Source organism: Variovorax paradoxus, assembly GCA_016806145.1.
Classification (GTDB): Bacteria; Pseudomonadota; Gammaproteobacteria; order Burkholderiales; family Burkholderiaceae_C; genus Variovorax.
Genome location: CP063166.1, coordinates 4,258,129 through 4,273,708 on the forward strand (window position 1 = coordinate 4,258,129; position 15,580 = coordinate 4,273,708).

Genomic DNA, 15,580 nt, shown 5'->3' on the forward strand with positions numbered 1-15,580 from the left:
ATGCCGCGCCGGGAATGGATGAAGAAGCCGGGCACGGCCCATGCAGCCGACGACCGCGGGTCGATGGCTGGCGTGCTGCTTTTCATGGAATCTCCTCCTGCCATGCAAGCGCGAAGGCGCATGGCGCGTGCGGCATCACTGCGTTGCCGCTTGGGGAGAAATTCTCAAAGGGCGCTACCTGCTTTGCACCTTACTTTTTCTTGCAACGGACGGCGAAAACACTCCCGAAAACCGTGGGCTCGCCGCAAGAAAAGGCATCGAACGATGCAGCGCGCACGGCCGTGCGCGCTGCACTCACGGCTCGATGCGCGCGTCGGCCTGGAAGCTGTAGCCCTCGCCGCGCACCGCGACGATCGGCAGCTTCTCGCCGCAGGCTTGCTCGGCCTTGCGGCGCAGCCGCGAGACCGTGACGTCGAGGTTGCGCTCGTAGGCCTCGAGCCCGGGGCGGCCCATCGCCGCGAGCAGCGTGGCACGGTCCACCACCTCGCGCGGCTGCTCGATCAGGCACTGCAGCAGGCGCGCTTCCGCACTCGACAACTGCACGCGTTCGCCGGCCGGCGACAGCAGCAGCCAGGTGGTGTAGTGATAGCGCCATGGCGCATGCTCGGCGATGTCGCCGGCCTCCGTCGCCGTGGTCGACTGTGGGTCGCGCGCGCCCTGCACCTGCGTTTCCTGGCTGCGCTGCAGCAGGTTGTTGAGCACCATCTCGAGCTCGCGCAGGTTCACCGGCTTGACCAGGTAGTAATCGGCGCCAAGCCCGAGTCCATGCAGGCGATCGTTGAGCATGCCGCGCGCGGTCAGCATCACGATGCGCATCGCACTGCGCGAGCGCAGGCGCGCCAACACGCTGAAGCCATCCTCACCGGGCAGGTTGACGTCGCACACCACGGCATCGAAGTCCTGCCGCTCGAGCTCCGCATCGAGCATCTCGGCGCTCTCGAGTCCGTGCGCGAGCATGCCGACACCGCGCAGGTAGCGCAGCACCGTGTCGCGCAGGTCGTCATCGTCCTCGATGACCAGCACGCGGGTCGCGGCATTCATCGGCGGCCTCCGCGCTCGGGCAGCGGCAGGCCGATCGCGCCCGGGGTTTGCGACGGGTCGGCGCCGTCCAGCAGCGGCAACGTCAGGGTCAGCACCGCGCCTTCGCTGGGGCCGTTGGAGGCGACCACGCCGCCGCCATGGACCGTGGCGATGCGATGCACCATGTGCAGGCCCAGCCCGATGCCCGGGATGCGCCGCACGCCGGCCGCGCGGTAGAAGCGCTCGAACACATGCGTGAGGTCCTGCGGCATGAAGCCCGGGCCTTCGTCGCACACCTCGATGCGGACCTCCGGTTCATCGGCGGGACCACGCCGGATGCCGGCGCGCACGCGCACCGGCGAATGCGGCGGCGCGTACTTGATGGCGTTGGTCAGCAGGTTGTCCAGCGCGATGTGCATCAGCGTCTCGTCCGCGAGCACCGGCAACTCGCGCGCATCGAGCTGCAGCGAGATGCGCCCGCCCGCCGCGCCTTCGTTGTGCTCCTCGATCTTCTCGCGCAGGAACACCGCGAGCTCGAGCGGCGCCAGGTGCAGGTTGTTGCTCGAGGCATCGAGCCATTCGTCGGCCAGCAGGGTATCGACCAGGTCGCGCATGCGGAAGACCGTGCGACTGATCTTCTCGGCTTCCTTCCTGACCTCCTCGCGCGCCAGCGCGAGCCGGTCGTCCGAGAGGATCTGCGCCGAACCGCCGATCGTGCCCAGCGGGGTGCGGAACTCGTGCGACACCATGGCCAGCAGGCCGCGCTGCTCGCGCAGCGCCAGCGCCAGCTGGTCGTGCGTGCGGTGGTGCTGCGCGATCTCCTGGCGCAGGTCGCGCGTGCGCTGGTGCACGCGCTGCGCGAGACGCGCGCGATGCCGCAGCGACAGCGTGAGCGCGCGCCGCTCGCGATGGCGCACGCGCCAGCCCAGCGCGAAGAAGAAGGCCATGATGTGCAGGATGCTGCCGATCGCATAGCTGTACTGCGTGACCATCGTGTAGGGCAGCCACTGCAGGTTCTTCGCGAAGTGCACCGCGCCCGTCATCAGGTACAGCGCATAGCCGACCAGTCCGGGCCAGGCCTGGATGTTCCGGCGCATCGCCAGCGCGCACATCGGCACGATGCAGGCCGCGAACACCACCCACAGCAGGTTCAGAGGCCGTGCCACGCGCCCGTACCAGCCGGCGATGGCCAACGCGCAGGCCGCGAAGCAGAGCAGCGTCACCACCTGGAACACGCGGTTCATGCGCGGGAACTGCCGCTCCATGTCGAGCAGCACCCGGGCGAATCCGAATGCGGCGGCCGTGTGCAGGCAGACCGAGAAGTTGTGCAATCGAACCGCGGCCACGGGGCTGTCCTGCAGCCACAGGGAGGCCGGCATGCCTTCCGAACTCGCGAACAGCAATCCGAGCGTGACGAGATAGCCCGCGTAGGCGATGAAGCGGCGGTCCGGCAGCGCGATGCCCATCATCAGGCTCACCACGGCCATCAGAAGGGCCATGCCGACGACGCCCGCATCGGCGAAATTGAGTTCCTGCTGCACCGTGGCCATCTCGCGCAGCGGCGACACGCCCCCCGCGAGGCTCAGCGACCGGTCACCCGCGAGCCGCACCCAGACCCAGCGCGGCTGCGTATCGCGCAGATCGGGCAGGCGCGTCGCCGGGATCGACCAGGGCAGCTCGCGCTTCGAACCCGCGCGCATGCCGCCGAGCGCGCGATGCGTGAAGCCGCCGCTCGCGCCGGCCTCGGCGTCGGGCCACCAGACGTCGAGGTAGTCGACATAGGGCGCATTGAGCCGCAGCCACCAGCCTTCCTCGAGCGGCCGCGCGACCTGCTCGGGCGAGGCCTCGATCTGGAAGCGCACCCACCACGCGCCGCGGGCGTAGCCGCCATTGAAGGCGCCCGGCAGCGTCTCGAATCGCTGCGCGTGGTCGGGCGACGCCACCTGCTCGCGCGTGAGCAGGCCGGTCCGGTCGTGATAGGCCTGCAGGTGCCCGTCGAAGTTGCGTTCGCGCATGCTCGACGCGGCGTCGAGCCTCAGCGGCTCCACCTGTGCCGGCACCTGTGTCTGCGCATGGCCCGGCAGCGCCAGGCAGGCGAGCAGGCACATGGCGAGCCATGCCACCAGACACGTGAAGCGTGGCGCAATGATCAAAGTTGCCGTCCGAGTCCTCGAATTCATGCGGGTCTTCGCGGGAAGGGATGTGCCGGTTCCATCGCCGTTTCGCATCGGATTCCGGGGCGCGGCCGCGCAGATTACACCTTGCTTTTTCTTTCGACCGCAAGGTGGCGCCAAGCGTCATGCATCGGGCCGCGGGCGCGAACCGCCGGCCCCGCACGCCGTCACCACTTCACGCGAACGCCCAGCCCCGCATTGACCGAGCTGCCCACGCGCGCGACGCCACCCGAAGCCCACTGCTTGCCGAGTTCGCCATACAGGCTCGTGCGCTGGCTCAGTGCCAGCGTGAAGCCTGCTGCCAGCTCGGTGGTCGTGCCACCGATCGATGCGCCCACCGGCGTGATCGCCGCCGGGTTCACGAAGCGCGCGATGTCGTTGCCCTTCGAGCTGCGGTAGACGTTCAGGCGCGCATACGGCTGCAGCGTGCCCGCTCCCGTCGCGAAGCTGCCCTTGATGCGAACGCCCGCGCGTGCGGTCCAGCTGCTGTCGGCATCCTGCTGCACCAGCGCACCGGGGATCGCCACGTCGTCCAGGCGCAGGCGCTGGTGGATCAGTTGCAGCTGCGGCTCCACCGACCAGCCGCCCGTGCCCAGCGCGAAGGCCTTGCCCACCTCGATCGAGGCCAGGAAGCTGTTGCCCTTGCCCGTGACACCGGCGCTCAGCTGCGGTTGCGCCGTGTAGCGGTGACGGCCGGCTTGAAGCACCGTGTCGGCATAGAAGCCGTCGTCGCTCGTGAATGTGCCGTACAGGCCCAGGTACTGGCTGCGCAGGTCGTTGCGGCCTGCAGCGCCGTTCAGGAGCCCGCTGCTGAAGCCGCTGACACGCGTGTCGCCCTCGAGCTGGCCCACGTAGATGCCTGCGCGCCAGTTCGCATTGGCCCACAGGTCGGTACCGGCCTGCAGCCCGCTCACGCGGCCTTCGGCATGCGGAGAGACAGTGCCTCCCTGGCGGATGTCCATGTCGGTGGAGATCAGACGGCCCCAGGCGCGACGGTTGCCGCCGTCGATGCTCGAGCTCGTACCACCGCTGCCGCGCACGTCGTCGTCGCCTATGCGCTGGCTCAGGCTGGCGAGCATGCCGAGGTTGCTCTGGCGAAGCTGGTTCGGAAGCGCTGCGAAGAGGGAAGCTTCGGCGCGGTAGGTCGGCAGCGAGGCTCCGGGCTCTGCTTCTGTGCGCAGGTACCAGTTCTCGCCTTCACCGCCTGCGTCGCCTGCATAGAGACGGTACTCGTAGGCACCGGCGTCGACGCGGCCGCCCGAGAGCACGAAGGCGTCCTTGCTGGTCTGCGCGGTGGTGGTCGCGCCGTTCTTCGCGCTGATCAGCTCGATGCCCGCGCCGCTGGTGCGGGCGCCCAGGCCGCCGAGGTTGGTGACCTGCACGGTCGTCTTGCCGCTCGCACTGGCCGATGCGCCGTCGAGCACCAGGCGGTCTGCGATGCCAGGGTTGTCGAGCTTGGCGCCGAGGCGCAGCACGCCGTTGTTGCCGACGTAGGGGCCGGTCAAGGTCAAGGTCGTGCCTGGGACCGTGCCCAGCAGGGAGACAGTGCCGGCGTTGGTCAGACCGGCCATCTTCTGGCTGAAGCCGCCGAGGTCCAACGTGGCGCCGCTGGCGACTACAGCGCTCGATGCGGCGCTGAAGGCGTTGGTGGCGCCTGCCTTCAAGGTGCCGCTGGTGACGCGGGTCTCGCCTGCGTACGTTGCAGAGCCTGCGAGTGTGAGCGTGCCTGCGCCGACCTTGACGAGCGAGCCCGTGGTGCCGGTGATGGCGCCCGAGATCGTGTTGTCGCCTCCGATGGCGCCGGTGGTCAGCGTCTTGGCGCCGAGCACCACATCGCCTGCACCACCAAGCGAGCCGATGCTCGTGCCCGTGGTCGTCAGGTCGATGCGCACTTGGCCACCCGCTGCATTGGTCACCGTGGCGCCTGCAGCGCTCGCGATGTCTTGCAGTCGCAAGGTGCCTGCATTGGCGATAGCGAGCTTGCCCGCGTCCGCCTTGCCACCAAACTGCAACGTGGCGCCCGATGCAACGCTTGCCGCGCCGCTGCCGAGTGCGCCTGTCACTTCGGTGGCGAGCGTACCCGCATCTACCAGCGTGCCGCCGCTGTAGCTGTTGGCGCTGCTCAAGGTCAGCGTGCCCGTGCCGATCTTGCGCAGCTTGCCCGTGCCGCTCATCGTGCCCGCATAGGTGCCGGCAGTCTTGCCCTGATCGAAGGCGACTTCGGCGTTGTTGACGATATTGCCCTGCAGGCTCGTCGCGCTGCCCTGTAGTACGCCGCCCTTGACGGTGGTACCACCGGTGTAGGTGTTCGTGCCACCGAGGATCAACCGGCCGGCATCCTCCTTCGAGATTCCGCCCGTGCCGCTGAGCGCCACATTGAGGGTCGCGGTCATGGTCGCACCTGCGGCCGTGCCATCGCCCACGCGGATCACCGAGTTGGCGCTATCCACCACGATGCCGTCACCCTGCACCACATAGCCATCGGTGGCGAACTGCGCACCCGCGATACGCACCGCGCCACCGGCGGAATCTACCGTCACGGTTCCGGCCTTGCCGCCGAACACCGCGAACTGGTTCTGCGCCCAGTTGCCGTTGAGCTTGCCGTCCATGTCGGCCCAGGCGTCCATCGAGGGCTGCGGGTTGCCCACGCGCCAGGTGCCCGAACCGCCAGCGATCTGTCCGTCGTTGTACTTGGTGCTGTCGCCACCGTCCCAGAAGTTCAGCGACAGGCCCGCGCGGTTCACCAGGTTGACCTGGTTCGCCACCGAGGTCTGAACCTGCAGGTCCGCCGCCTTGGTCGAGCCAGGCACCGTGCCGATGTCCAGACCGTTGTCGGTGAAGCTGCCGCCATAGCTCATGAGCCTGTAGAGGCCGGGTCCGAAGCTGCCGCCCGCCGACTGCGCGACGTTCAGCGTGCCGTCGAGGTTCAGGTTGCCGGTCACGTTGGTCAGGTCGTTGAGCGCGCCGCCAGGAACGCCGGCTTGACCGAGTTCGTAGTTGAGCGTGGAGCCACCCGCGAGCGTGAGCGCACCGAGCGTCAGCGTGCCAGGGCTGTTGCCCGCCGCGAGGATGCCGCCCTTGTCGATGGTCACCGCGCCCGCAATGCTGCCGCTGCCCGCGAGCGTCGCGCCGCTCTGGACCTGCACCGCACCCGTACCCGTCGCACTGCCGCTCTTGTTGTTCACGCTCAGCGTGCCCGCGCCCACGGTGGTGCCACCGGTGTAGGTGTTCGCGCCCGTGAGCGTCAGCGTGCCAGTCCCCACCTTGACGAGCGAGCCACCCGTGCCGCCGATCGTGCCCGACAGCGTGCTGTTGGCATTCAATCCGCCGAGCGTGAGCGCCTTTGCGCCCAGCGCGATGTCGCCCGCGCCACCGAGGGTGCCGATGCTCACGCCCGTCGTGGCCTGGTCGATGCGCACCTGCGCACCGGCCGCGTTGCTCACCGTCGCCTTGTCGGCCGTCGCGTCGTCCGCGAACGCCAGCACGGCGCCCGAGGCATTGACGAGGTTGGCGCTGCCCGCGCTCGCGTTGCCTTGCAGGCGCACCGTGCCGCTGTTGGCGACCGACAGGCTTCCCAGGTCGGCCTTTCCGCCGAACTGCAGCGTGGCGCCCGAAGCCACGCTCGCCGCGCCGCTGCCGAGGGCTCCGGTCACGTCGGTGGCCAGCGTGCCGGCGTCGACGAAGGTGCCGCCTGCGTAGCTGTTCGCGCTGGTCAGCGTCAACGTGCCCGTGCCGATCTTGCGCAGCTTGCCCGTGCCGCTCATCGTGCCCGCATAGCTGCCGGTCTTGGCCTGGTCGAACACGACTTCCGCATCGTTGACGATGCCGCCTTGCAGGCTCGCGGTGTTGCCTTGCAGCACGCCGGCCTTCACGGTCGTGCCGCCGGTGTAGGTGTTGGTGCCGCCGAGGATCAGGCGACCCACGTCGTCCTTCACCAGGCCGCCCGTGCCGGTCAGCGCGACGTTGACCGTCGCCGTGCGATCGACGTCCGTGCCCGAACCATCGCCCACGCGCACCACCGTGCCGGAGGCACCCAATTCGATTGCATCGCCCTGCAGCACATAGCCGTCGGCCGCGAACTGCGCGCCGTTGATGCGCACCGTGCCGCCCGCGTTGCTGACCGTGACCGTGCCGCCCGTGCCGCTGAACACCGCGAACTGGTCCTGCGCCCAGGCCGCATTGATCTTGCCGTCCGCACCGGTCCAGCCGTCTCCGGGGACGCCCACGCGCCACGTGCCCGCACCGCCCGCGATCTTGCCGTCGTTGTACTTCGTGTTGTCGCCACCATCCCAGAAGTTCAGCGACAGGCCCGTGCGGTTCACGAGATTGACCTGCTGCGCCACCGAGGTCTGCACCTGCAGGTCCTTCGCCGCGATCGGCGCACTGCCGATGTCCAGGCCGTTGTCGGTCAGGCTGCCGGTGTAGTCGATCAGGCGATAGATGCCCGCGCCGAACAAGCCGCCCTTCGATTGCGCCACGTTGAGCGTGCCGTCGAGCTGCAGGTTGCCGTTGACCTGCACGCGGTCGTTGAGCGCCCCACCGACGGTGTTGGCCTGGCCCAGGTCGTAGTTGAGCACCGCGCCTTCGGCGAGGTTCAGGCCGCCCAGCGTCAGCGTGCCGACGCCGCCATTGCCCGCCGACAGGATGCCGCCCTTGGCGATGCTGACCGCACCCGCCACGCTGCCGTTGCCAGCAAGCGTCCCGCCGCCCTGCACCTGCACAGCCCCCGTCCCCGTCGCACTGCCGCTCGCATTGTTCACGGCGAGCGTGCCCGCGGCGATGGTGGTGCCACCGGTATAGCTGTTGGCAGCACTCAGGTCGAGCGTACCGCTGCCGACCTTGACGAGCGAACCGCCGGCACCACTGAGCGTGCCCGACACGGCGGTGCTGGTGTTCAACCCGCCCGTGGTCAGCACCTTTGCGCCCAGCAGCACATCGCCCGCGCCGCCCAGGGCACCGATGTCGACGCCCGTGGTCGCCTGGTCGATGCGCAGTTGCGCGCCGGCCTGGTTCAGCACCGTGGCCGTGCCGGCCGAAGCGTCGTCCGCGAAGGCCAGCGCGCCGCCCGCGGCGTTGGTGATCGTCGACGTTCCCGCGCTGGCCTTGCCCTGGAAGCGCACCGCCCCCTGGTTGCCGATGGCAATGCCGCCCGCATCGAAGACGCCACCCAGTTGCAGCGCGGCCCCCGCGGCCACGCTCGCCGCGCCGCTGCCGAGCGCGCCCGCGACGTCGGACGCGAGGGTGCCCGCGTCCACGAAGGTGCCACCCGCGTAGTTGTTGGCGCTGCCCAGGGTCAGCGTGCCGCCGCCGACCTTGCGCAAGCCGCCGGCGCCGCTCACCGTGCCGTTCAGTGCCAGCGTGCGGGTCGCGTCGATGTCGAAGGCACTGGCGCCCGCTCCCAGGCTCACGGCGCGTTGGCTCGTGGCGTCGCCCGTGAGATGCAGCGTCGCGCCTTCGAGCGCGAGGCCGCCCGAGGCCGCGCCGAGGTTGGCGTCCGACGCGATCTGCAGGATGCCGCCCTTGATGGTCGTGCCGCCGCTGTAGCTGTTGCTTCCCTCGAGCACCAAGGTGCCCAGGTCGTCCTTCACCAGGCCGCCCGCACCGCCGAGAACCGACGCGATCGTGGCCGTCATGCCCGCGCCGGCCGCGGTGCCGTCGCCCACGCGCACCGTGGTCGCCGCGTCGCCGAGCTCGATCTCGTCGCCCTGCACGCGGTAGCCGTTGGTGGCGAACTGCGCGCCGTTGATGCGCACCGTGCTGCCCGCGTTGCTGACCGTCACGGTACCGGCGCTGCCGCCGAACACCGCGAACTGTCCCTGCGCCCAGGCCGCGTTGATCTTGCCGTCCGCGCCGGTCCAGCCATCGCCCGGCACGCCCACGCGCCAGGTGCCGTTGCCGCCGGCCACCAGGCCGTCGTTGTACTTGCTCGCGTCGCTGCCGTCCCAGAAGTTCAGCGACAGGCCCGCGCGATTGATCAGATTCACCTGTTGCGCCACAGAGGTCTGCACCTGCAGGTCGGTGGCGACACCCGGTGCCGTGCCGATGTCCAGGCCGTTGTCGGTCAGGCTGCCCGTGTAGCTGATGAGCCGGTACAGGCCCGCGCCGAAGCTGCCGCCCGCGGACTGCGCCACGTTGAGCGTGCCGTCGAGCTGCAGGTTGCCGTTGACGTTGACGAGGTCGTTGAGCGGGCCGCCCACGGTGTTGGCCTGGCCCAGGTCGTAGTTGAGCACCGCGCCATCGGCCAGGCTCAGGCTGCCGAGCGTCAGCGTGCCCACGCCCCCATTGCCGGCCGACAGCACGCCGCCCTTGGCGATGTTCACGGCACCGGCGATGCTGCCATTGCCGGCCAAGGTCGCGCCGCCCTGGATCTGCACCGTGCCCGTGCCGGTCGCGCTGCCGCTCGCGTTGTTGGCCGCGAGCGTGCCGCCCGCCACCGTGGTGCCGCCGGTGTAGGTATTGGCGCCACTCAGCGAGAGCGTGCCGGCACCGACCTTGACGATCGAGCCACCGGTGCCCGAGCCGGGCTGCGCGAAGACACTGCCCGTGTCGCTGACGGTGCCCGAGATCGTGTCGCCCGCGTTCAGACCGCCGAGCGTGAGCTGCGTGGCACCGAGGACGACCCCGCCCGCGCCCGACAGCGAGCCGAGCTCGAGGCCGGTCTTCGAGGTCGACCCCGAGACATCGACCACGCCGCCCGCCGCGTTGGCGATCGACGCGCCGGCGCCCGCGCTGTCGTCGGCGAAATAGACCGTGCCGCCCTTCGCGTTGTCGATCTTCGCGCTGCCCGCCGTGGCCGCGCCAAGGAAGTTCAGGAGGCTGTCGGCGCCGTTGGTGATGCTCGCGCCGCCCGCGCTCGCGTTCTGCTGGAAGTAGACCGCGCCGCCCTGGTTGGTGATGGTGGCCGTGCCCGCGCTGGTCGTGTCTGCGAACTGCACCGCGTTCGCCGTCGGCGACTGCCAGCCCGTGCCGTTGACCGTGATGTTCGCGTTGCCGCCCGTTGCGTTCTGCGCGAAAGACAGCCGGTTGTCGCTGTCGGCCGAGCCCGCGCGACCGATGACATAGGCATTGCTCGCGGCACTGGCGGCGCCGAACAGGGTCACGCGCGTGCCGCTGCCCTGCTGCTGCACCGCGCCGCTGCCGAAGGCACCGCTGGCGCTCGTGACCACGCTCGCGCCGCCCTGCACCACGGTGCCGCCCTTGTAGCTGCCGGTCGCCCCCAGGCCCAGGCTGCCGCCCGCGCCGGTGACGGTCAACGCGCCGTCGCCGCTGATGGAACTGCCCAGGCCCCAGCTCGCATTGGCGAGCTCGACGGTGCCGCCGCCCGCGCCCAGCACGAGCGCGCGCGTGCTGGAGAACGGCGCGGACCCCGCGGCGATGCGCAAGGTACCGCCATCGAGCGCGAGGCCCGTGCCGCCCGCGCCGAGGTTGCCGTCGTTCGAGATCTGCAGGATGCCGCCCTTGACCGTGGTGCCGCCGGCGTAGGAGTTCGCGGCGCCGAGCACCAGCGTGCCGCCGTCGTCCTTCACCAGGCCGCCCGTGCCGCCGATGGCGGCGTTGATGGTCGCTGTCATGCCCGCGCTCGCGGCCGTGCCGTCGCCCACGCGCACCAGCGTGGCCGGCGCGTTGATCGTCAAGGCGTCGCCATTGATGGTGTAGCCGTCGACCGCGAACTGCGCGCCGCCGATGCGCACCGCGCCGCCCGCGCCCTTGTTGTCGACCGTGACGGTGCCGGCCTGCCCGGTGAAGATCGCGAAGCCGTCCTGCGCCCAGGTGCCGTTCACGAGGCCGTTGGCATCGGCCCAGCTGTCGCCGGGCGCGCCCGCGCGCCAGGTGCCCGATCCGCCGGCGATCTTGCCGTCGTTGAAGTTCGCGCTGTCGGTGCCGTCCCAGACATTGAGCGACAGGCCGTCGAGGTTCACCAGGTTGACCTGGTTGGCGACGGCGGTCTGCACCGCGAGCTTGCTCGCATCGGTGGGCGCGGTGCCGATCTCCAGGCCGTTGTCGGTCAGCGTGCCGGTGTAGTTGATGAGGCGATAGAGGCCCGCGCCGAACTTGCCGCCGGCCGTCTGCGCCACGTTGAGCGTGCCGTCGAGCTGCAGGTTGCCGTTGACGTTGACGAGGTCGTTGAGGGCCCCGCCGGCCACGCCGGCCTGACCCAGGTCGTAGTTGAGCACCGCGCCATCGGCCAAATTCAAGCCGCCAACGGTCAGCGTGCCCGCACCGCCATTGCCGGCCGACAGCACGCCGCCCTTCGCGACGTTCACCGCGCCCGCGATGCTGCCCGTGCCCGCGAGCGTCGCCCCCGACTGCACCTGCACCGCACCCGTGCCGGTCGCGCTGCCGCTCGCGTTGTTCGCGGCCAGCGTGCCGCCCGCCACCGTGGTGCCGCCGGTGTAGGTGTTGGCGCCGGTGAGCGCCAGCGTGCCGCTGCCCACCTTGACCACCGACCCATCCGCGCCGCTGATCGTGCCAGACAGGGTGGTGCTCGCGTTCAGCCCGCCCGTGGTCAGCGCCTTCGCGCCCAGCAGCACATCGCCCGCGCCTTCGAGCGAGCCGATGCCCACGCCCGCATTGGCCAGGCCGTCGATGCGCAGTTGCCCGCCCGCGTTGTTCACCACCGTCGCCTGGTCCGCGCTCGCGCGCTCCAGGAAGTCGATCGTTCCGCCGCTTTCGTTGACCAGCCGCGCCTGACCCGCGCTCGCATCGCCGCGCAGTTCGGTGCGACCGCCCGCGAAGTTGGTGATCTGCGCCTGGCCCGCGCTGGCGGTGAAGCCGAAGGTGCTCAGGCCGCCGCGGTTCTCGATCACGGCCTTGCCCGCGCTCGCGCTGTCGCGGAATTCGACCGCGGCGCCCTGGTTCGCCGTGATGGTCGCTTCGCCGGCCGAGCTGCCGTTGCCGAACTGCACGAAGCCGCCCTTGTCGGCCGGCGCGCCGCCGCTCGCGGCGGCCGTGATCGCGAGCTTGCCCGCATCGGCCGTGTTGGCGAAGGCCAGCGTCGCATTGCCCGCCACCGACACCGGCCCGCTGCCGAGCGCGCCCGTCACCGTCGCATCGAGCCCACCCTCCGCGATCTCGGTGCCGCCCGTGTAGTCGTTGGCCGCGCCGAGCTGCAGCAGACCCGCGCCGGTCTTGCGCAGGCGGCCCGCGCCGCTGACCTTGCCGCCGAGGCTCAGGGTCTCGACCGGCACGACCTCGAAGGTGGCCGCACCCGCGCCCAGGCTCACGGCACGCGTGCTGGAAACGCCGGCGGCCACGCGCAGCGTGGCGCCATCCTCGAGCGCCAGACCGCCCGTCGCCGCGCCGAGGTTGCCGTCGGATGCGATCTGCAGCACGCCGCCCTTGATGGTGGTGCCGCCGCCGTAGCTGTTGAGGCCGTCGAGCACCAGCGTGCCGAGGTCGTCCTTGACGAGGCCGCCGGTGCCGATCAGCGCGGACGCGATGGTCGCGGTCATGCCCGCGCCCGCGTTCGTGCCGTCGCCCACGCGCACCACCGTGGCCGGCGCATTGATCGTCAAGGCGTCGCCATTGATGGCGTAGCCATCGACCGCGAACTGCGCCCCCCCGATGCGCACCGCGCCGTCGGTGCCGGTGTTGTCGACGGTGACGGCGCCGGCCGTGCCCGCGAAGACCGCGAAGCCGTCCTGGATCCAGCCCGCGTTCGCCACGCCATTGACGTCGGTCCAGTTGTCGCCCGGGCTGCCCGCGCGCCAGCTGCCCGCACCGCCCGCGATCTTGCCGTCGTTGAAGTTCGCGGGATTGCCGCCGTCCCACATGTTGAGCGCGAGGCCGCCGGTGTTGACCAGGTTGATCTGGTTGGCCAGGCCGGTCTGCAGCGCGAGATAGCCCGGCGGCGTCGGCGTGCTGCCGATGGTCATCGCGTTGGCGGTGAGCGTGCCCGTGTAGTTGATGAGCCGGTAGATGCCCGCGCCGAAATTGCCGCCGGCCGACTGGCCGACATTGAGCGTGCCGCGCAGCGAGAGGTCGCCGTTGACGTTGAGCAGGTCGTTGAGCGCGCCGCCGACGACGCCGGCCTGGCCCAGTTCCATGTCGAGCGCCGAACCCGCGGCGAGCGTGAGCGAGCCGGTGGTCAGCGTGCCCACGCCGCCATTGCCGATCGACAGCCGCGCGCCCGCCGCCACGTCCACCGGACCCGCGATTGCGCCGCTGCCCACGAGCGCCGCGCCCGCCTGCACCTGCACCGCGCCCGTGCCGGTGGCGCTGCCGCTCGCGTTGTTGATGCTCAGCGTGCCGGCTGTCACCGTGGTGCCGCCGGCATAGGTGTTCGCGCCGCCCAGCGTGAGCGTGTCGGTGCCCTGCTTCACGATGCCGCCGGCGCCCGAGATCGGGCCGTTGAGCGTCAAGGCCGGCCCGGAAATGGCCAGCAGGTTTGCCTTGCCGATGACGAAGGCATTGCCCAGCGTCAATGCCGCGTTGCCCGACAGCGCCGTGTTGCCCTCGATCGTCGCCACGCCCGTGCCCAGCGCGGTGTTGCTGCCCAGCACGACCGTGTTGTCGGCGAAGCGCGTGCCGCCCGCGTAGCTGTTGTTGCCGAGCAGCGAGACCTTGCCGCCGACGCCGCGCAGGTCGAGCGAGCCCGCGCCCGACACGGCGCCGTTGAAGCTCACCGCGCCCGGCGTCTGCACGCTGAGCACGCCGACGCCGGCGCTGGTGTTCAGGCCGACCGCGTTGAGCGCGAGCGCGCCAGGGCTCGTGAGCGTCACCGCGCCGCCGATGCCGAGCGCGGCGCCGCCGATCGCATTCGCGCTCGCGGCCTGCAGCGTGCCGGCATTGGCCGTGAAGCTGCCGCCGAAGCCGCTGTTGTCGCCGCTCAGCGTGAGCGTGCCGGTGCCGCTCTTGATCAGCGTGCCGCCGCCGCTGAAGTCGCTGGCAATCGTGGTGCTGCTGTTGTCCGCCATGCGCAGCGAGGAGCCGGCCGCGAGCGCGACCTTGCTGCCCGCCACGCCGGTGAGGTTGCCCACGACGGCGTTGCCCGAATCGGTATGCAGCGTGGTGCCCGCCGCGGCCAGGCTCAGCGCGGTGTTGCCACCGAAGCTGCCGCCGGCCGCGAAGCCCAGCGCGCCCGCGTTGACGGTCGCGGTGCGCGGTGCCATCGAGCGATCGATCACCCAGTCGCCGCTGTCGTTCTTGATCAGGTCGCCGCCGAAGGTGGTGGTGCCCGTGGCCGCCTGCGAATAGAGCTGCGTGCCCGCGCCCAACAGCGTCAGCGTCGACCCGGTCTGGGCGCCGATGCTGAGGTCGCCGGCGATCTGGCTGCCCACGCGCAAGGTGACCCGTTGCACCAGGCCGTTTTCGAGGAAGACGCTGCCTTGCAGCAGGCCGCCGTTGTCGATGGTGAGCGAAGTCGCCTGGCCGTAGATGCTGGCGGCGGCGCCCGAGATGGTGGAGCCCAGCGTGTTGGTGATGCTGGCGCTGCCGCCGCCGAAGCCCAGGCCGAGATAGCCGCCCGTGCTGCTGATGCGGCTGTTGCCGGTGTTGACGATCGTGCCGCCGCCGTAGATCAGCGCGCCCGCGACGCCCTCGATGATGCCGCCGTTCGAATTGGTCAGCGTGACCGGCCCGCCCGTCACCTGGATCGCGCGGTCGGTGCCGCGGATGACGCCGCCGTTGTTGTTGATCACCGCGTTGCCGCCGATCACCACGCCGGACGTGCCGGTGATGGTGCCGGTGTTGTTGACCGTGATGTTGGCGCCCGTGTAGATGCCCCAGGTGCCGTCGCCGAGCTTGGCGATGGTGCCGCTGTTGTTGATCGTGCCGCCGTCCGCCACGCCGACCCAGCCGGGCGTGGTGCCGGTGCAGTCGAGCGTGTTGCCCGCGAGCGTGCACACCGCCGAGGCCGTCCCGCTCAGCAGGAAGAGCGGCACGCCCAGCAGTGGCGCCACCAGGCTCGCGCCGGTCAGCGCGCGCCGGCCGCTGCCGCGCTTGCCGCGTGCGCGTGCCGTTTCGCAGACCGCCACCCAGGCTCCGAGTGCTGCGTTCCAGATGGTTTTGTAGACGACATTCATCAACGGTTCTCCGTGGGCCGGGCGCGCAAGGCGCCGTGGCAAGAAATCAGATCGAGAGCGCCGGCAAGGGATCTGCCGGGCCGGGAATCAATGAGGAAGCCGGGCACGGCCAATGCAGCCGACGACCGCAGGTCGATGGCTGGCGTGCTTGTCTTCATGGGGTCTCCTCCTGCCATGCAGGCGCGAAAGGCCGATGGCGCGTGCGGCATCACTGCGCTGCCGCTTGGGAGGAAATTCTCAAAGGGCGCTACCCGATTTGCACCTTACTTTTTCTTGCAATGAACGATGCAACGCTCACGGAAAACCGTGGCTTCGACGGCAAAGGAATGCATTGGTTCTCGTATCGCGCGGCCGTGCGCGCCG

The 15,580-nt window shown here is 70.4% G+C and carries 4 protein-coding genes; all 4 read right to left on the minus strand.

Features of this window, described 5'->3' with window-relative positions; all coding sequences use genetic code 11:
- Positions 1-294: 294 nt before the first annotated feature.
- The 4 genes from INQ48_19880 to INQ48_19895 all read right to left on the minus strand — a co-directional run bounded on the left by INQ48_19880 (position 295) and on the right by INQ48_19895 (position 15,375).
- The gene (locus tag INQ48_19880; GenBank protein ID QRF55637.1) at positions 295-1,041 is read right to left on the minus strand and encodes a response regulator transcription factor; all 747 of its coding nucleotides are present in this window, start codon (positions 1,039-1,041) and stop codon (positions 295-297) included.
- Positions 1,038-3,143, minus strand: a complete 2,106-nt coding sequence (locus INQ48_19885; protein ID QRF55638.1) for a sensor histidine kinase — start codon at positions 3,141-3,143, stop codon at positions 1,038-1,040. The genes INQ48_19880 and INQ48_19885 overlap by 4 nt, the downstream gene beginning before the upstream one ends.
- 218 nt (positions 3,144-3,361) lie before the next feature.
- Positions 3,362-15,217, minus strand: coding sequence for an autotransporter-associated beta strand repeat-containing protein (locus tag INQ48_19890; GenBank protein QRF55639.1), 11,856 nt, complete (start codon positions 15,215-15,217; stop codon positions 3,362-3,364).
- A complete protein-coding gene (locus INQ48_19895) occupies positions 15,217-15,375 on the minus strand; it encodes a hypothetical protein (GenBank protein QRF55640.1) in 159 nt (52 codons plus the stop codon). Before INQ48_19895 ends, INQ48_19890 begins: the two co-directional genes overlap by 1 nt.
- Positions 15,376-15,580 lie beyond the last annotated feature (205 nt).

Bases quoted from the DNA above. Each gene is read 5' to 3' on its own strand.
- INQ48_19880 (QRF55637.1), bottom strand. From the start codon at position 1,041: ATGAATGCCGCGACCCGCGTGCTGGTCATCGAGGACGATGACGACCTG.
- INQ48_19890 (QRF55639.1), bottom strand. From the start codon at position 15,217: ATGAATGTCGTCTACAAAACCATCTGGAACGCAGCACTCGGAGCCTGG.
- INQ48_19895 (QRF55640.1), bottom strand. From the start codon at position 15,375: ATGAAGACAAGCACGCCAGCCATCGACCTGCGGTCGTCGGCTGCATTG.